At 68.6% G+C, this 17,356-nt stretch carries 15 protein-coding genes; 9 read left to right on the top strand and 6 right to left on the bottom strand.

Translation table 11 applies throughout. The features are described 5' to 3' along the window. Nucleotides 1–11: 11 nt before the first annotated feature. On the bottom strand, nt 12–1,175 hold the full coding sequence (locus ACZ6WH_RS03965; RefSeq protein WP_469725770.1) for a lactate 2-monooxygenase: 1,164 nt from the start codon (nt 1,173–1,175) through the stop codon (nt 12–14). 118 nt (nt 1,176–1,293) lie between these two features. Here ACZ6WH_RS03965 and ACZ6WH_RS03960 point away from each other — a divergent pair, with 118 nt between their 5' ends. The 7 genes from ACZ6WH_RS03960 (at nt 1,294) to ACZ6WH_RS03930 (ending at nt 11,418) form a co-directional block, all read left to right on the top strand. Continuing rightward, a complete protein-coding gene (locus ACZ6WH_RS03960) occupies nt 1,294–2,343 on the top strand; it encodes an Lrp/AsnC family transcriptional regulator (RefSeq protein ID WP_469725769.1) in 1,050 nt (349 codons plus the stop codon). A 495-nt stretch (nt 2,344–2,838) separates the two neighbouring features. Next, on the top strand, nt 2,839–4,422 hold the full coding sequence (locus tag ACZ6WH_RS03955; RefSeq protein WP_469725768.1) for a tetratricopeptide repeat protein: 1,584 nt from the start codon (nt 2,839–2,841) through the stop codon (nt 4,420–4,422). Nucleotides 4,423–4,441: 19 nt separating this feature from the next. After that, nucleotides 4,442–5,704, top strand: coding sequence for an MFS transporter (locus tag ACZ6WH_RS03950; RefSeq protein ID WP_469725767.1), 1,263 nt, complete (start codon nt 4,442–4,444; stop codon nt 5,702–5,704). 169 nt (nt 5,705–5,873) lie between these two features. Beyond that, on the top strand, nt 5,874–7,634 hold the full coding sequence (locus ACZ6WH_RS03945) for an alpha/beta hydrolase family protein (RefSeq protein WP_469725765.1): 1,761 nt from the start codon (nt 5,874–5,876) through the stop codon (nt 7,632–7,634). Nucleotides 7,635–7,842: 208 nt separating this feature from the next. After that, nucleotides 7,843–8,217, top strand: a complete 375-nt coding sequence (locus ACZ6WH_RS03940; RefSeq protein WP_469725764.1) for a VOC family protein — start codon at nt 7,843–7,845, stop codon at nt 8,215–8,217. A 189-nt stretch (nt 8,218–8,406) separates the two neighbouring features. Further along, nucleotides 8,407–9,756, top strand: a complete 1,350-nt coding sequence (locus tag ACZ6WH_RS03935) for a cytochrome P450 (protein WP_469725763.1) — start codon at nt 8,407–8,409, stop codon at nt 9,754–9,756. 228 nt (nt 9,757–9,984) lie between these two features. Next, on the top strand, nt 9,985–11,418 hold the full coding sequence (locus ACZ6WH_RS03930) for a cytochrome P450 family protein (RefSeq protein ID WP_469725761.1): 1,434 nt from the start codon (nt 9,985–9,987) through the stop codon (nt 11,416–11,418). Nucleotides 11,419–11,600: 182 nt separating this feature from the next. Here the strand turns inward: ACZ6WH_RS03930 and ACZ6WH_RS03925 are convergent, their stop codons facing one another. Beyond that, on the bottom strand, nt 11,601–11,921 hold the full coding sequence (locus tag ACZ6WH_RS03925) for a GatB/YqeY domain-containing protein (RefSeq protein WP_469726261.1): 321 nt from the start codon (nt 11,919–11,921) through the stop codon (nt 11,601–11,603). A 99-nt stretch (nt 11,922–12,020) separates the two neighbouring features. Beyond that, complete coding sequence (locus ACZ6WH_RS03920) at nt 12,021–12,767, bottom strand: SDR family NAD(P)-dependent oxidoreductase (RefSeq protein WP_469725759.1); 747 nt, start codon at nt 12,765–12,767, stop codon at nt 12,021–12,023. Nucleotides 12,768–13,067: 300 nt separating this feature from the next. Here ACZ6WH_RS03920 and ACZ6WH_RS03915 point away from each other — a divergent pair, with 300 nt between their 5' ends. Continuing rightward, on the top strand, nt 13,068–14,282 hold the full coding sequence (locus tag ACZ6WH_RS03915) for a low temperature requirement protein A (protein WP_469725757.1): 1,215 nt from the start codon (nt 13,068–13,070) through the stop codon (nt 14,280–14,282). A 484-nt stretch (nt 14,283–14,766) separates the two neighbouring features. Continuing rightward, on the top strand, nt 14,767–16,038 hold the full coding sequence (locus ACZ6WH_RS03910) for a hypothetical protein (RefSeq protein ID WP_469725755.1): 1,272 nt from the start codon (nt 14,767–14,769) through the stop codon (nt 16,036–16,038). Nucleotides 16,039–16,117: 79 nt separating this feature from the next. Here the strand turns inward: ACZ6WH_RS03910 and ACZ6WH_RS03905 are convergent, their stop codons facing one another. The 3 genes from ACZ6WH_RS03905 to ACZ6WH_RS03895 all read right to left on the bottom strand — a co-directional run bounded on the left by ACZ6WH_RS03905 (nt 16,118) and on the right by ACZ6WH_RS03895 (nt 17,301). After that, on the bottom strand, nt 16,118–16,411 hold the full coding sequence (locus ACZ6WH_RS03905) for a hypothetical protein (RefSeq protein ID WP_469725753.1): 294 nt from the start codon (nt 16,409–16,411) through the stop codon (nt 16,118–16,120). Further along, nucleotides 16,408–16,683 carry a hypothetical protein gene (locus tag ACZ6WH_RS03900; RefSeq protein WP_361551103.1) on the bottom strand — a complete coding sequence of 92 codons (276 nt, stop codon included), beginning with the start codon at nt 16,681–16,683 and terminating at the stop codon, nt 16,408–16,410. The genes ACZ6WH_RS03905 and ACZ6WH_RS03900 overlap by 4 nt, the downstream gene beginning before the upstream one ends. A gap of 186 nt (nt 16,684–16,869) precedes the next feature. Then, on the bottom strand, nt 16,870–17,301 hold the full coding sequence (locus ACZ6WH_RS03895) for a nuclear transport factor 2 family protein (protein WP_469726259.1): 432 nt from the start codon (nt 17,299–17,301) through the stop codon (nt 16,870–16,872). Nucleotides 17,302–17,356: the final 55 nt, after the last annotated feature.

The raw sequence follows: 17,356 nt of genomic DNA, 5'->3' as shown, positions 1-17,356 counted from the left end.
CTGCGGCGATCTCAGCCCTCAATGCGACGCAAGGCCTCCACCGTGAGGTCCGCCAAGGTCGGGTATCCGTCGACAGCCATGAGGAGGTCGGCCTCGGCGAGCAGGGCGCGCAGTACGTGGACGATGCCGTCGGCACCGTCGAGGGCCAGGCCGTAGGCGTAGGGGCGGCCGATGCCCACGGCAGTCGCGCCCAGGGCGAGGGCCTTGATGACGTCGGCTCCGGTGCGGATGCCGGAGTCGAAGAGTACGGGCAGGTCGCCGGCCGCCTCGGCCACGCCGGGCAGGCAGTGCAGCGCCGGCAGTCCGCCGTTGGCCTGTCGACCGCCGTGATTGGAGCAGTAGATTCCGTCCACGCCCGCGTCCTTCGCACGGCGGGCGTCGTCGGGGTGGCAGATGCCCTTCAGGATCAGTGGCAGGTCGGTGATCGACCGCAGCCAGGGCAGGTCGTCCCAGGTAAGAGGGTTGCCGAAGATCTGCGCCCAGTGCATCACCGCGGCAGCCGGGTCGTCCTCGGGCGCCTTGGCCAGACGCGAACGGAAAACCGGGTCACTGGTGTAGTTGGTCAGACAGTGTCCCCGCAGCTGGGGGAAGTTGCTGGCAGCCAGGTCACGGGGGCGCCAGCCGGTGATCCAGGTGTCGAGGGTGACCACGATGCCCTTGAAGCCGGCGGCCTCGGCCCGGTGGACCAGGCTCTCGGCCAGCTCCCGGTCGGTCGGGGTGTAGAGCTGGAAGAAGCCCGGGGTGTCGCCGAACTCGGCGGCCACCTGCTCCATCGGGTCGACGGTCAGGGTGGAGGCGACCATCGGTACGCCGGTTCGGGCGGCGGCACGCGCGGTGGCGAGGTCGCCGTGGCCGTCCTGGGCGCACAGTCCGATCACGCCCACCGGTGCCATGAACAGCGGCGAGGGCAGGTGCATCCCGAACAGGTCGACGGACAGGTCTCTTTCACTCGCGCCGACCAGCATGCGCGGGACCAGCCCCCACTGCTCGAAGGCGGTGGCGTTGGCCCGCTGAGTGTGCTCGTCCCCGGCACCGCCGGCGACATAGGACCGCACCGACGGGGGCATCGCGGCCTGCGCCAGCGGCTCCAGCTCGGCGTAGGTCATCGGCAGCCGGGGCACCACCCCGTGCAGCCCGTGGAAGTAGATCTCGTTCTGGTAGTCGGCATACGCCATGATCCGGCCGCCCTCCTGATCCCCTGGCCCGCCACGTGCGAACCTCTGGCCCCCACAGTGCAAGACTGGCCACCAGGAAGAGGTCAGACGCAGGATTCTCGCCAGGAGTTTGATACTGATGCAGGAAGATGCGACTCCGCTGAGCGAGGACGACCTTGCACTGATCCACGCTCTGCAACTGCGGCCAAGAGCCTCATGGACCGAACTCGGCCGCGCCCTCGGGGTGGACCCGGTCACCGTCGCCCGCCGCTTCAACCGCCTTGGTGAGCGCGGTACGGCCTGGGTCGGGCTCTCCCCCGGCCCCCGCATGTTCGACCAGATGTGCCTCTCGTTCGCGCAGATCGACTGCGCTCCCGGCGCCACCGCCGCCGTAGCTCAAGCCCTCGGCGGACACTCGCACATGCTCACGATCGAGCGCTCCGCCGGCGACCACGACATCTTCGCGACCGTCGCCACCCGCGATCTGCCCACCCTCTCCCGCTACGTCCTCGACCTGCTCCCTCACGTCCCCGGCATCACCGCCGTTCGTACGCGGATCGTCACCCATATGTTCACCGAGGGCGGCCAATGGCGCATCGCTGCCCTCGCCCCCGACCAACTCGCCCGGCTCACCGCACCACCAACCACCCAGCCGCCCCGTAGCGGCCCCAGCGACCTCACCGTCTTCGACCGCGCTCTCCTCACTCACTTGGCTCGCGACGGGCGCGCCTCCTACCAGGCCCTCTCCACTGCTCTGGGCGTCAGCCTGTCCACCGCCAAACGCCGCATCGAGCAGCTGACCCGGCTAGATGTCCTGCGGTTCCGCTGTGACTTCGCCCGCCCCCTAGGCGGCTGGCCCGTCGCCATCACCTTCTGGGCCAAGGTCCCGCCCACCGACCTGCCCGCGGTCGGCCATGCCCTGATTCGCCTGCCGGAAATCCGTAACTGCGCCGCCGTCAGCGGCCCCCACAACCTCATCGTCCAGGCAAGCCTGCACTCCGTGGACGACGCCATGCGCCTGGAGTCCCACCTCGCCGGCACCCACCCCGGCCTGGAGATCGTGGACCGCGTCATCACCCTGCGCCACGACAAGCTCCTCGGCCGGCTGCTCGACCCGTACGGCCGCTCCACCGGCATAGTCCCACCCGACATCTGGGCCGAACCACACGAGCCGCCACCAACTCCGTAGGCTCCAGAGGTCCCGGGGTGCACGCCCCCGGGCGCCGCCTTCGCCACCCCGGCGCGCCCTCCCACCGCCCACGCGAATTGCACCGCCTGCAACGCGGCTTCTCCTCCGCCGCCGACTCGGCGACGCCGCGGCGGAGTGCACCCGCAGCCCGGAGGTGACCAGCGGCTTTATAACCGCTTTGCTTTTCTGCGAAGCGCTTCACCAAACGCGCGTTTTTTACTATCGCAATTAGATCTCACTTCAACAATACCTCCACTGTGATCCACATCACACTCGGGAATGTAAACTTCCGGTTGCTCGGCTTGACGGAACGCGCTTAATCTCCAGACGTCCGACAATGACTGTCGGCCAAAAAGAGGAGGTTTGAATGAAGCTCATCAAGGCCGCCCCGAAGCCCAAGAAGGTCAAGTTCTCCGTGATGTACAACGCATCCTGATTCGGCAAAGCCGAACACTTGCGGGGGTCGCACTGAATGCGCCCCCCGCAAGAGTGTGAATGGATTCCGGAGAGGCGGGGACAATGGAGCGCATTACAGTTGCGGCCGACCGTTCTATTGTGGGTTTCGGCCCGGTCAAAACCCTGATCGGCACGGTGGATACATCCGCTTGGCCCCGCGAGGCCCTGATCGGTCTTCGTCTCATCTCACCCGAGGATCCCGCCGGCAACGCAGTCAGAAGCGAAGCGAGTCTGACCGACGCCGCTCAAGCCCATGAGCGCATCCGCTTCTTCCTGAGGGACCGGCTAAACCGCAACTTCCGTGATGTCGCACGCGCCTACCTCGACTCAGGCGGCGCGCCCATGGTCGAGGTCACGAACGCCGAGCGCCTCGATGCGGGCAGTCGGGCCTTTTTCGAGGTCATGGGCAACGTGCCGGATGTCCACGTCACCCTCCGGCTGGGCGCCACGGGAGATGCAGGTGCGGACAGCGGTGACGAAGCCGGCGATGAAGGGGTCCTGGCCTGGCGCCCCACGGCAACGGAGACCCGTATCGATGCTCTCGCCCAGGCGTCAGCGCTCGACGCGAAGGAGCAGGACTTCCTGTACGAGCAGGCGGTGGACCTGCTCGGCGTGGGCGACAGCTGGAGCGCCGTACGCATTCTCGAAGCGCTCCTGCGGCACCGGAACACGCCGCCCGTGTGGGGGCGCCTCGGCCTGGCCCACGCCATGCTCGGCCGCACGCTGGAGGCGGAGTTCTGCTACTTGCGCTGGTGCGAGGATCCCGATCCCGTCAGTGCGGCGGGCGCCCACTACGGGCTCGCCATGCTCTATGCCCGCCACCACCCCGCCCACCTCCGGTCGCTGGACCGCACGGCACAGCACCTCGAATTCGGGCACGAGATTCTCCAGAAGGCGCCGTCCGATACCCCCGACCTCGAATTTCACCGGGTTTTCAATCGGAATGGTTACGCCCTCGTAGAATTCAGGCGAGGGCGCGTCCAAGAAGCGATCCAGCACCTGACCGAGGGAATCGAGAAACTGCGTTCCGGCTCGGGCAAGCATCACATGCACCAAACCGTCCTGATCTACAATCTGGCGCAGTGCTACCGCCGCTCCGGGAATCTCCCGATGGCCATCGAAACGTACGAGAAGCTGCTGGCTGTCGACGGAAACATGCCCGAGTACCACATGGAACTCGCACACTGTCACCTCGACGCCGAGTCCTTCGAATCAGCGCTCGATGCCCTGATCACTGCACGTGAGCTGGGCCCCTCCATCACCGAGGTGCATTCCCTCCTCGGCTACACCCACCTGCAGCTGGGCCTTACGGAGGAGGCCGTCGCCTCGTACCACCGCGCTCACCTCTGCGCGCCCCGGTCCTACGACACCTTCTACGACTACGTGTACGCCCTCGCCGAGGCCGGACGCAGCGCGGAGGTGCTGGCCGTTGCCACTGGCCGGCCCACTCACGATCTCACTCCCGAACAACGCGGCGGCCTCTTGACGTTGGTGGCGGAACAGCACACCCTCCTGGGGAACTGGGCCGAGGCACGCGACGCACTCGAACACGTCCTCCGGCTGACTCCCGACCATCCCGACGCACGCACCAACCTCGACCTGGTCGTCGAAGCCATGGCGTGAGCAAGGCATACCCCTGACGATGAAACCGACTTCAGCTGCGCTCCCCACCACGCGCGTACGGGGAGCCCGCCGTCTCGCCGCCTTCACCTTCCTCTTCTTCACCGGAATGTGGCTGTCCAAGACAGTCCACCCCCTGTACTTCGAACGCCACGACGATCTCGTCCAGTTCGGACTGTCCTACACCGCCATGGCCATCGCGGGTACGACGTCGGTCGCCATCGGCCGGCTGGCCGACCGCTCGGGCCCGCGGCTGCTCATGGCAGCGGGCGGAGTGCTCTACGCGACGGGCATGGCCCTGCGCGTGGTGCACGCCAGCCCGCTCGTGGCCGTGCTCTCCGGAGTCGTTGCCGGCTTCGGCGCCTGCTCGGTCTTCATCGCACTGCGTGTCTGGATTCTCTACAACACCGACGAGGACCAGCGGACCGGCATCGTCTCCCGCCGCGAATTCATGAACCAGGCGGGCATGGCGATCGGGACCGGGTCGGCCGGAGCACTCGCAGCCTTCATCGGCACCGGCGACCGCGGCTACGTCGCCGTACTGCTCCTCGCCGCCGGCTGCGTACTGGCAACGCTGCTCTTCATCCCCCCTACGAAACCCTCCCCGCACACGGCGGCCGACGGTTCCGCAGGTCCCGACGGCAAGAGCGCCTCGCGTCCACGACTCACGGACCTGTTCACCCACCACCGCGGCATGGCCATCGGCGTCACCGGCCTCGGGCTGCTCATGGGCTTCTACGTCAGCCTGTTGACTCCGTACCTTCCACTGCTGCTGGCCGACCGGGGCGTCCCTCTCGCGTGGGTCGGTACGGTCCTCGCCGTCGCGAGCCTGGTCCGTCTGCTGGCCGCCTCGCTCGCCGGGCGCTACCTCCGCCGGCGCAACCCTCTGGCCCTCTTCCTCGGCGCCGAAGCCTGCTGTGCCCTGACCACACTGTGTCTCGCCCTGGCCACCAGCCCGTGGATCGCCGCCCTGGCACTGGCGCTGCGCGGCGCGTTTCTCCTCGGGGCCACCGTGTCGCAGGAACTGCTCCAGCTGAACGCCTTCCCCACCGCCCTCGCCGGAGTGTTCTTCGGTCTCGTGCAGAGCGCGTTCCTCGCAGGCGACTCCCTCGGTGGTGCCCTCGGCGGCTGGCTCTACCACTCGCTGGGCAGCTCGCACACCGTTCTCATCGCCACGGCACTGACCGTCGCCAACGCCGTCCTGGTGCCCGCCTTCTACCGCTCGGTGAAGAAGCACTCCACCTCTGACGTCGCCACCGGGACGGCCGTCGATGTCCCGGCCTGAGTCTTCGTCGTCCCGGCGGGGCTCATCACCCCTGTCGGGCTCATCAACCGCCTCCTCCGAGACGGGGACGCCCCCGACGCCGCTGCCCGAGCTTCTCTTCACCGAACGCGCGCACACCCTCCTCACCTGGCGCAACGGTCCGGTCCTCGGCCTGCTACAGGACGACGGAGTGGTCCAGGTCAAGCGGCCCTCAAGGGACGGGCCGCCCGATCGACACCCCGCCCTCGAAGTAAGCACGGTAGGCATCGCTCTCGACGGCGACGCGGCGCTCTACTCGCAAGCGGACGAGGTATTCGCCTGCTTCCACCTCGACCCGACCTCCCTCACCGTGGCAGAACACCACCTCGACGGGACGAAGAACGACTGGCAGGTGGCCCTGCCGGACAGCGCATCCTCCTGGACGCTCACCGATGTCCTGGCCGCACGAACCGAGACCGGCGCCACCTGCTACCTCCTCACCGTGCAGGATGCGGACGAGACCGTACTACTGATCCGGGCAGCCGACGGAGCAGCCGTACGCGTCCACCGCCCCCGGAACCCCGGCGAGGCGGTGCACTGGGCCGATGCCGCCAACGTGGTCGTGCTGCGCGAGGACCGGGGCCCGTGGCCGCCACTGCTCCACGCCGAGCCGTTGGCCACCACTGCATGCGAAGCCACCACCGTTGCCGAAGGCGGTACGGTCCCCGAAACCAGCCCCGCAACCGGCAGCACCCCCCACCGCGCCACCTGGCTCGACGGCTGCACGCACCAGGCCCTGATCGCCATCAACGTCCCCGAAACAGCCGGCCTCGCCGTCTGGGACCTCATCTCGGGCAGCATCCGGGACCTCGGCCACGGACCGGTGTCCGACGCGCGCTTCTTCCTCGACAACCCCGACCACGCCCTCTTCATCACCACCCGTCAGGGAACCGATCGAGCCCACCGCCTGGACCTCACCCGCAATGCCGTCACCGAAGTCCCCACTCCGGGCTCCGGCCGGCTGCAGATGCGTACCACCGCGCCGCACGGCATCGGCCTTCACGGCCTGTCGACCACGGGTGGCACCCGAACCTGGTGGATAGGCCCCGACGGCGACGCCCAACAGTCCCCCGGCGCCGTCCCACCCGATCCGGACCTGCCACCCATCACCCATACCTGGCTGGGCACCCACACCTCGCCGGGTACCGTCCCCGCGCTCATCCACAGCCCGCCCGCACGACCCACCGCACGCCCCACCTCAGCCGTCATCAGCCTGCACGGCGGACCGGAGTCCCTGGAGCGCGACGAACTGCGCTGGGACGGCCTCTACCGGCATCTCCTGCACGAGGGCGCCCTCGTCATCGCCCTCAACTACACAGGTTCCACCGGCTACGGCGCCGAGCACCTGCGAGCACCATGGCTTCGCTGGTCCGAGAGCTTCGCAGCCGATCTGGCTTCCTGCCTCGCCCTGACACGAGAACGCGGTGTCCCACCACACCGCACGGCCCTGCTCGGTGGCAGTTTCGGCGGATCGCTCGCCCTTCTGGGGTGCGTACTCGAACCATCGCTCGCCGGCGCCGTCGCGGCCGCGCCCATGACCGACATCGTCCGGCAAGCGGCACGTGCGGGCGAGGCCTCCCCGCACTACACCGCATGGTTCGCCGAGCGTTACTCCCTCACGGCCGCGACCCCCGCAGAGCGTGTCTTCGACCCGGCGCACCTCACGACGACGACACCGCGGCAGCGCATCACCATCCTGCACGGAGAGAACGACGAAGTCACCAGCTACCAGGACAGTGCGGCCCTGGTCGCCCGCGCGCTCGCCAAGAAGCTGCCCTGGACGCTCCTCAGCGACGATTCCGGGCACACCCCCGACACAGCAGCCACGGCCCGCCTCCGCCACGACCGCACCCTCCGGTCCTTGCGCGAAACCCTCGCCCTCGACGCCGGCAGCTGCTCCCTCGGTCCGTGAATAAGACGTTGTCACGGAAACTCCGAACAATTACCGTTACCGACGTGAACACCGGACCGGCGTCAAGCCACTCACGGATCGGCCACCCGGTGGACGGCTGATCGCACAGCGGGTGCACAGGCACCCCCTCAGTTCGGCACGCGGACCTCCCAGTGCTCCTGCACCAGACGAGTCCGCGTCAATGCCGAACCACAGTGAGGACAACTGAGTGACAGCCACTTTCAACCACACCATCATCGCCGCCAGGGACCGCAACGAGTCCGCCCGCTTCTTCCGCGAGTTGCTGGAAGTGCCGGAAGCGCCGTCCTGGGGCCTCTTCACCAACATCCAGCTCACCGACGGCGTACTGCTCCAGTTCGCCGAGCCGCCGGTCGAGATCCAGATGCAGCACTACGCGTTCCTGGTCGATGACGACCTGTTCGACCGGGCATACCAGCGGCTGTGTGACCACGGCGTCGAGCACTGGGCCGACCCGCAGATGCGACGCCCGGGCGAAATCAACAACGGACACGGCGGCCGCGGCGTCTATTTCAAAGACCCAGCAGGACACGCAATCGAGCTGATCACCCGGCCGTACCTGTAGCCGGGGGGGCAGACGCGCCTGGTCGGGCACATTGCTGCCGTGCCCGACCAGGCTCGGCGTTCATGCGGCGAGATCACGTAGAACATCACATTCCGTATGTGCGTGATCGTGGCACGCGGTGGGCAGACTTGATCAACAAGCTCGCCCAGGCTCCGGTGCTCAGCGCCGCATACAGCAAAGGACACACCAGTGGCACTTGCCGCTCCGTCTGTCGGAACCAGCCCGATACCCCGGGCGCCAGGTGCCACGCCCCTTCTCGGGCACGCTCTGGCGCTCTACCGGGACCCGTTCGGGTTCCTGCTGTCCCTTCGGGAACACGCCGATGACCGCGGCCTGGTACGCATCCAATTGGGCTGGATGCCCGTATACGTGGTCACCACGCACGAGCGGCTGCATGACGTCCTGGTCCGCGAAGGCCGCAAGTTCCAGAAGGGAAGATTCTTCCAGCGGCTGAAGCGACTGGCCGGCGAAGGACTCTCCACCGCGGACGGGGAACTGCACCGCCGCAACCGCCGCCTGATCCAGCCCATGTTCAGTAGGGAACGCATCGACGGCTACTCCGAGATCATGAGTCGTAATGCCCGGCGTCTCTCGGAGTCCTGGCAGCCGGGGCAGAGAGTGGACATCTACGAGGAGGCCGCCGCCTACTCGATCGACTCGATCGCGATGAGTCTGTTCTCCAGCGACATCGGGGCGCCGGCCGTGGAAACGATCCGCACCGAGTTGCCCGTTCTGCTGGACATGCTCCTCAGGCGCGCCGCTTCCCCCAAGCTCCTGGACCGGCTGCCGGTGCGCTACAACCGCGTCTTCGACCGCGCTTCCCAGCACCTGAGCGGGGTCATCGACCAGGTCATCACCACCGCACGGGCAGCCGGTCACGACAAGGAGCACGACGATCTCCTCGCACAGCTCCTCCAGGAGAAGGACCTCGACGACGTCCAGGTCCGCGACGAGGTAGCCACCTTGTTGTTCGCCGGTGCGGAAACCACCGCCTCGACCCTGGCTTGGGCCTGGCACTACCTGGCCCACCATCCCGAGGCCGACCAACAGGTGGTGGAGGAAATTCTGGAGGTCGTCGGTACGGACCGGCCGGTGACCATCGCCGACGTTCCCCGGCTGACCGCGCTGCGGCGGGTACTGGACGAGGTGATCCGCCTGCACGGCGTCACGTTCCTGATGCGCCGCAGCACCGAGCCGGTGACTCTCGGGGAAGTAACGCTGCCCGCGGAGACGGAGGTGGCATTCAGCATGTACGCCATCCACCGGGATCCCGCCGTCTTCGGGGACGACGCCGACGCCTTCAATCCCGACCGATGGGTGGACAACCCCGAGATCAAGCGGTCATTCATGCCTTTCGGGGGTGGGAACCGCAAATGCATCGGCGACCAGTTCGCCCTCGCCGAGGCGACCATCGCCCTCGCGGAAGTACTGCGCTCGTGGCGCATGGTTCCGCAGAGCGGACACACCCCTCAGCAGGTGGTCTCGGCCGTGGCCCGACCGGACCGCGTGCCCATGACCGTCCATCCGCGTAAGCCGTAGCCACAGCCACCCTCCGTTGAGAGGGCCGTGCCCGAGAGGCCGTCCCCCTCGATCCCGGGCACTCCACGGGAAGTTGAGCAGGTAGGCTGCTGATCACTGCTGATCATCACGCCCTGTGCATCCTCGCACAGGGCGTGATGCAAGCCCTCCACCCGGGGTCGCGAAGTCACGGCGCGAACCGGCGGGCTGAACAGCAGGGGATCTGTCGCAACGCCGCTGGGAGGCAGCATGTCCACCTATCCAGACCCCCGTGCCTCATCCGCACCGGCCCCGCCTCCCGGCTGCCCCGCGCACGCACAAAGGGCTCCCGGCCCCTGGCAGCGCATCTACGGCCCCGACGCCGAGCCCCTGGGACCGGTACTGGAACGGCTGCGGCAGCAGTACGGCGATGTAGCCCCCGTGCTCGCCCCCGGCGACATCCCCGCCTACCTGATTCTGGGCTACAACGCCACACGCGATGTGATGCAGAGCAACTCGCGGGTGGTCTGTGACTCCCGCCGAGGCCGGGTCTTCCAGGAGGGCCGGATCCCGGCAGACCACCCCCTGGCTCCGATGACCGCCTACCAGCCCGTCGTGGCGTTCGAGGACGGCGTGCCCCACGCGCGGCTGCGCAGCGCCGTGGTGGAAGGCCTGGATTTCAACCGGCACAGTCTGCGCCGCTACATCGGCCGGTACGCCAACCGGCTCATCGACTGCGTCGCCTCCCGCGGCACGGCCGACCTGGTCTCGGAGTACGCAGCGCAGCTGCCCGCCTTGGTGTTGGCCTGGATGTACGGCATGCCCGAGGAGGAGAGCCCTGCCCTGGTGACGGCCGTGCGCGACCTGACCAGCGGCAGCGAGCGTGCCGCGGAGGGAAACGCCTTCGTGACCCGCGCCATGCAGGAACTCGTCCGGCGACGGCAGGCCGGCGAGACGGTGTCCAACGCCGTCGGCGGCCGCGACTTCGTCACCCGTCTCCTGGACCACGAGGCGCACCTCAGCGAGCAGGAGGTCGTGGAGCACCTGCGCCTGGTCTTCGTCGCCGGCTACACCCCGACGGTCGCCCTGATCGCCAACACGCTGCTGGGGATCCTGACGCAGCGCCAGTTCAGCCGGGACCTGACCAGCGGCCAGATGACACTGCCCGAGGCCCTGAACCGCGTACTCTGGGACGACCCGCCGATCGGGCTGCTGCCCACCCGCTGGGCTGCCGGAGACATGGTCATCGGAGGCCAGCAGATCAAGGCCGGCGACATGATTATTCTGGGCATCGAAGCGGCCAACGCCGACCCCGCTGCCCGGCAGTCCGGACCTGTCCCGCACAACGAGGGACACCTGTCGTTCTCCACCGGCCCCCACGAGTGCCCCGGCCGGGACATCGGACGGGCCATCGCCGAGGCAGGCATCGACATTCTGCTGACACGGCTGAAGGACCTGGAGCTGCTCGTCGCCGAGGAGGAGCTGCAGTGGCAGTCGGCTTGGGTCTCCCGCCGCCTGCTCTCCCTGCCCGTGAGGTTCACCCCGCCGCGGCCCACGGGAGTGCGCGCGCGGCAGCCGGAGATGGAGACCGCGACGGCCGACGCCGGGGCGGGCACGCCCGCAGGCGCGCCGGGCCAGTGGGCCGTCGAAGGCACGAGCCACGATCCGCGCAGGAGGACCGGGCGTTCACGGCTGCGCCGGTGACACCCTCGGGAACCGAAGAGTGCCACGTTCCCAGGAGGCCGGAGCGCCGGTTCCCGGCACCGGGGCGCAGGTGTCAGCGAGATCGAGTCACCCTGGTGGAGGGCTGAGATCTCGCTGACACCCGGATCGGGACCGCGGGGAACCGCCCACGGTCCGCCTCCCTCTGTCCACGGCGTTCTGTCCTACAGAGTCCCGGGGTCGTCCAGGAAACCGAGCAGCACAGCGGCCTCCGCGCGGAGCCGCTGGGCTCGGTCGGCGTGCGCTGGGGCGGTCAACTGTGCTGCGACGTCCAGGCGTTCGGTGGCCTCGGCGCGTACGACATCCGCCACGCCGCGCTCGCTCAACTCGCGCCGTACTCCCTCCGTGGCACCGGCCCCCGCCGGCGAATGCTCCAGGGCCACGCCGCGAAGCTCCGCTTCGTCCACCGGCACCGCTTCAGCGTTGTCCAGCGCGGCGAGCGTTGCGCGCAGGGCGCTCACCGCTGCCTTGTCGCGGGCACGCATCGCTTCCGGCAGTGCTTGACGCATACGGAGACGTAGAGACATGCGGGTGACCTTATGGGCGTCCTTCAGGCGCCACAACGCAATTATGTCCTCGGCCTGTCAGGCCGCGAAGCCGCCGTCCGCGGCTAGCGTGGCACCCGTGACAAAGCCCGCAGCCGGGCCGGCGAGGTGTGCCACCACGTCCGCGATCTCGGAAGGTGCCGCATAGCGGCCGAGAGCGGTGAAGCCCCGGATGGACTCGGCATTGGGGCCGTCCGCGGGGTTGGCCGCGGTGTCGGTCGGTCCGGGGTGTACGAGGTTGACCGTGATGCCGCGGGGCCCCAGGTCACGGGCGAGCCCCTTGGTCATGCCGGTCAGTGCCGTCTTGGTCAGCGCGTACAGGGTGAAGCCGGGGAAGACCGCTCGCTCGGCTATGTTGCTGCCGATGCTGACGATGCGTCCGCCGTCCCGCATGTGTCGGGCCGCCGCCCGGGCGGCGAGGTACGGCGCACGGACATTCACCGCGACCGCATGGTCGAACTCCTCCTCGCCCAAATCCTCCAGAGGACCGACGAGGAAGGCCCCCACGTTGTTCACGACGATGTCCAGCCGGCCCCACTCGGCGACGGTCCGTTCCACAGCCCCGGCGGCGGCCTTCGCGTCCGCGCTGTCGGCGCGGATGGCGAGTGCCCGACGGCCCAGGTCCACGATCTGCTTCGTCACCAGAGCCGCGCTCTTTTCATCCTGCTGATAGGTGAAGGCGACATCCGCCCCACCGGCCGCCAGCCGTACGGCCACCGCCGCGCCGATACCCCGGCTTCCGCCGGTCACGAGCGCTGTCTTCCCTGCGAATTCGTTTGTGTCCATGACTTCATCCTGATCGCCCCCGCGACGGGAATCCGGCGGGATTCAGACCTCGGATTCCCGTCGCGTGTCCGGCCATACGGGTGGCCCTGCGGATGGCTGTTGTCGTTCTGCCGGAGAGGGCTGTGGGTGTGTACGCGACCGGTGATTACCGTGGCGGGCGGGAGGCTTGCCTCGGCGTTCGGCGGTCGGCGGCCCGCCCCGGCACGGTCACCTCGTCCGGTGTGAGGGCTTTCGTACCGGGCAGGGCGCACGCCGAAGGGGAAGCCACGGTATGAAGGAAACAGCTCGGGAGAGACGGTTATGAGCGGAAGCGACAGCGCCGTGGAGCGGATCGGACCGCTGCGGCGGGTGATGCGCGGACGGGATCCGGAAGAGGAGCACCGGGCATCGACGCCGTTGGAGTTGTTGTTCGACCTGACGTTCGTGGTCGCGGTCTCCCAGGCCGCCGCGCAGCTGCACCACGCCTTGGTCGAGGGGCATGTCGGGGCCGGCCTGGTCGGATACGCGGCGGTGTTCTTCGCGATCTGGTGGGCGTGGATGAACTTCACGTGGTTCGCCTCCGCCTATGACACCGATGACATCCTCTACCGGCTTCTGACGTTGTTGCAGATGGCCGGCGTACTCGTACTGGCCGCGGGGGTTCCCTCCGCGTTCCAGCACGGCGACTTCTCCGTTGTCGTGATCGGCTACGTCATCATGCGCGTCGCCATGATCACGCAGTGGCTCCGGGCCGCCGCCGAGCACCCGGGCGGCCGGCAAGCCGCTCTGCGCTACGCAGCCGGCATCGTCGTGGTACAGGCCGGGTGGATCGCCCGGCTCTGGGCGCCGGGAGGCTGGGCCCCTGTCACGTTCGTGGTGCTCGTCGCGGCGGAACTCGCCGTACCGGCCTGGGCCGAGTATCACGGGAGGGCCACTCACTGGCACCCGGAACACATCACCGAGCGGTACAGCCTGTTCACGATCATCGTGCTCGGCGAAGTCATTCTCGCCTCGCTCGCGGCCGTGCAGTCGGCCGTGTCCGCTCATGGCCTGACCGCCTCCGTGCTACTGATCGCGATCGGCGGGCTGATCCTGGTCTTCGCACTGTGGTGGATTTACTTCACCGGTAGCGACGCCCACCTCGGCACTCTCCGCACCGCCCTGACCTGGGGGTACGGGCACTACCTCGTCTTCGCGGCGCTGGCCGCGCTCGGTGCCGGGCTGGAGGCCGCGCTGGATGCCGCCGAGCACCACGGGCAGCTGTCCGCCCAGGCCGCCGGGCTCGCCGTGGCCGTCCCCACGGCGATCGTGCTGCTCGTACTCGGCTTTCTGCACTGGACGACCGGTACCGGTGCGGTGGGCCATGGGCTGCTGGTGGTGGCGGGTGTGCTCGTGGTGCTGGCCCTTGGATTCAGCGCACCGGCTCTCGGCCCGGGCGGCGCCGTGCTGGGCATTGGTCTGGCCGTGGCCGCGACCCTGGCCGCCAACCTGACGGTCTTCCGCCGCCGGACGAATGCCGTGGGCCACATGTCCTGAGGAAAAGGGCAGAGTGGTCCCCTGCACATCCACATCCACATCCACATCCATATCCGCATGCACATGCACATCGGCGCGGGCCCGGCCATGCGGCGCGACGATCATGCCCTCAGGGGTGCCCCTTCGTTCGTTCCGCCCCGGGGTGTTGTCGTGTAGATGTGGAGCAGAGGTGAGCTGCGCGTATGGGAGCGGAGCGCTGGTTGAGGGAGGGCCTGCCGTGCACCGGCACCAGGAGCAGGAAGGCACCGGCAAGGCAGCCGTTCCGTACCGTCGGCCGACGGCCCGTAGCGCGCCGGCTCAGGAGTCCGCACCGGTCTCGTCGCGTGGCGGGAGTCCCGCGGCGGTCGCGCTGACGGCACTGCAGCGTACGGCGGGCAATGCTGCCGTGAGCCGGTTCGTAGGAGAGTTGCGGGGCCGTTCGGAGACCGCCGCACGGGAGCCACAGGGCCGTTCGGGGGCCGCTGCGCACTCCGCGGGACCCGTGGTGCAGCGTGCTCCTGCGGACGACCTGGTACACGACCCGAAGGCGTTCCTGTCGACCTCCGCGCTCGCCCTGGATTTCACGCTGGGTATGCAGAGCCGGACAGGCGGGCTGCCCCTGGACCACCACGCCTTCGTCAGCCGGATGGGCAAGTGGAATCGGCACTGGTTCGTTCTCGTACCGGACACCCGGCGCGCCAAGGAGGGCAGGCCCGCGTATCTGCTCACCCCGGCCGTGGAGAAGTACGTGCAGGCGTTCGGTGACACCGACGACCTGCTCGCCCCGCTCTCCGGGCACCGGGGTCTGCCCCCGGTGCTGCCCGATCAGGCCTACCTGTCGTCCTTCTACGTCCCCTACCTCACCGGGCGGACCGCGGCCCCGGACACCTCCGTGGGCCACTCGCGGATTCCCAAGGATGCCGGGAAGCAGGGGCACGGTTCGGAGTTCGTGTTCACCGCCACGATGAACGGTTGCGCCTTCGCCCTCACCGGTGACGCACAGGACGACCGCTTCACCGCCTGGCACTACCAGTCCCCCACCAGCCTGGCCAACCGCGAGCCCGCCCGCGACTTCCGCCGCGACCGCCGCCCCTCGGACTGGTTCGGTCCGGAGGAGTACGAAAGCCCCGAGCAGGAGGGGCTGTTCGAGACGACGAACATGTTGTGGAACGGCCCGGCGGGCTGGGAGGTGCTCAGCCAGGAGACCGCTGTCTCCGCGCACGACATGAACGATGCCCGCATCGCGGCGTTCCGCAGCCGTCCCCTCCACATGGGCCCGGGACAGGAGGCCGCGTACACCGTCCGGATCTATACCGGACTGGCGCAGACGCAGCTCAAGAGGTTCATGAGGTCGCTTGCCCAGGCACGCAAGGGTGCCGGGAACAGCGAGCAGTTGCGCGCGCTGGAGAAGTACGTCTTCAAGCCGCTGGAGATCACCATGGCGGCGGAGCCCCTGGAGCTCACGGGCGCCACCGCCGCCGACTTCCCTGCGCTCGTCGGCATCGCCGTACGCCTCAAGCAGCAGCGCGCGGAGACTCTGGAGAAGGTCCAGGAGTGGCTCGCAGCGCATCAGGAGGACGCCGCCATGACGCATGAGGGCGGCCTCCTCAACCGCCGTACCAGCGCGGACAAACTCCAGGACCGGCGCGGCCGGATCGATGCTCTGATTCGCGAGTTCTCCGACCGCGCTTGGATCAATGGCCTCCTGGAGGAGGCGACCGATCACCCTGCCGCCTCTCGGGGCGACACGGCCGGAGCGGCCACTTCATCTGCGTGAGTGGCCACTTCGCCCGCGTCAGTGGCCCGCAACGGAGCCGGGCAGGCAACCAGGCAGACGGCAGGTAGCCGGTAGCCGGTCAGCCGAGCCAGAGGAGGTCGGTTACGCGGAGCTCACGCGGTTCGGGGTGCATGACGTAGCTGATCAGGACTGGCAGGCGGGGTACGTCGACGTTGTGGCGGCCGTCCCCCATCGGCAGGCCGGGAAGCGGTTTGTCCGCGTCGGCCGCGGCGCCGGCCTCCAGCGCGAGAGCGCGAACGAACCGCACGAGCTGGTCGTGCAGCTCGTGATTGCCGCCCGTGCGCATCGCTTCCAGGACGCCGGCGGCCTCCTGGGTGAGCGACACGCTCCAGCCCGGTGCGGGACTGCTCACTCGTCACCGCCGACCGGGTGGGGCAGCGAGACCAGGCCGTGGCCGGCGGCGGCGTCGGCCAGGCGCTGTTGGCGACCGGGCTGCTGGTCGAACATCGCTTCCATCCACCACTTCCGCAGGGTGGCGTTGAGGGGCTCGCCCTCCTCCGCCTGACCGATCTCGGCGTAGAAGGCCATGCGCTTGGCACCAGCAAGAGCGTCGGCCACGGCGTCGATGGTGTGCGGGAGCGGGCGGACCCTGGGATCAGCGGGGTGTTCGGGCTGGGCGCTCATGATGTCCTCATGTCCTCCAGGCGGGCGTCGCTGTAAACCGTACGCGGTCGTGGCGCGGTGAGGGGAGCGATACGGGGGCTTCGCCACACCACTCCGTACTGAGTTGCCGTTCGCCGCCGAGTCGACCGGCTTCTCGCCCCGATCGCCCCGCCGCGGCCTGGGCGGCGGGGCCGGGGCGGTCGCTGCCTACTGCCCTGAAGGGGCCGGTACGAGGCCGTCCTCCACCAGGCCGGCGAGGACGGCCTCGCCGAGTGCGTGTACGGCGGACTGGGGGCGCACCATGACGGTGAACTCCTTGATCCGGCCGTGGTCGTCGAAGTGCAGCAGATCCACGCCGTGGATCTCCTTCCCGCCCGCTTTCGCGCGGAAGAGGAGCACGGCGGAGTCGGCGGACGAGCCGTCGGTGCTGGTCTGCGCGGTGCCCGTGTAGTCGCCGATGTAGCGGAAGTCCTCGAACGTACGCAACAGGACACCGAAGAGGCCCAGCACCATCGGCTTGCCCTCGAAGGGGGTGAACTTCACCGGGCTGTAGAAGCGGATGTCTTCTGTGAACAGGTCATTCAGCGCCGCGTGGTCACGACGGTCCACAGCAGCACGGAAACGGTCGGCAGGGGTCATGGCGTGCTCGCCCTCCATACTCATCACCCTCACTCCTCATATTCATGATTATGAC

Source organism: Streptomyces sp. NPDC050806 (assembly GCF_055586425.1).
This window is presented reverse-complemented; position numbering and strand designations above follow the sequence as displayed.

Excerpts from the sequence above, each read along its gene's own strand:
- ACZ6WH_RS03965 (WP_469725770.1), bottom strand. The coding sequence starts at position 1,175 with ATGGCGTATGCCGACTACCAGAACGAGATCTACTTCCACGGGCTGCAC.
- ACZ6WH_RS03960 (WP_469725769.1), top strand. The coding sequence starts at position 1,294 with ATGCAGGAAGATGCGACTCCGCTGAGCGAGGACGACCTTGCACTGATC.
- ACZ6WH_RS03955 (WP_469725768.1), top strand. The coding sequence starts at position 2,839 with ATGGATTCCGGAGAGGCGGGGACAATGGAGCGCATTACAGTTGCGGCC.
- ACZ6WH_RS03950 (WP_469725767.1), top strand. The coding sequence starts at position 4,442 with ATGAAACCGACTTCAGCTGCGCTCCCCACCACGCGCGTACGGGGAGCC.
- ACZ6WH_RS03930 (WP_469725761.1), top strand. The coding sequence starts at position 9,985 with ATGTCCACCTATCCAGACCCCCGTGCCTCATCCGCACCGGCCCCGCCT.
- ACZ6WH_RS03925 (WP_469726261.1), bottom strand. The coding sequence starts at position 11,921 with ATGCGTGCCCGCGACAAGGCAGCGGTGAGCGCCCTGCGCGCAACGCTC.
- ACZ6WH_RS03920 (WP_469725759.1), bottom strand. The coding sequence starts at position 12,767 with ATGGACACAAACGAATTCGCAGGGAAGACAGCGCTCGTGACCGGCGGA.
- ACZ6WH_RS03915 (WP_469725757.1), top strand. The coding sequence starts at position 13,068 with ATGAGCGGAAGCGACAGCGCCGTGGAGCGGATCGGACCGCTGCGGCGG.
- ACZ6WH_RS03900 (WP_361551103.1), bottom strand. The coding sequence starts at position 16,683 with ATGAGCGCCCAGCCCGAACACCCCGCTGATCCCAGGGTCCGCCCGCTC.
- ACZ6WH_RS03895 (WP_469726259.1), bottom strand. The coding sequence starts at position 17,301 with ATGACCCCTGCCGACCGTTTCCGTGCTGCTGTGGACCGTCGTGACCAC.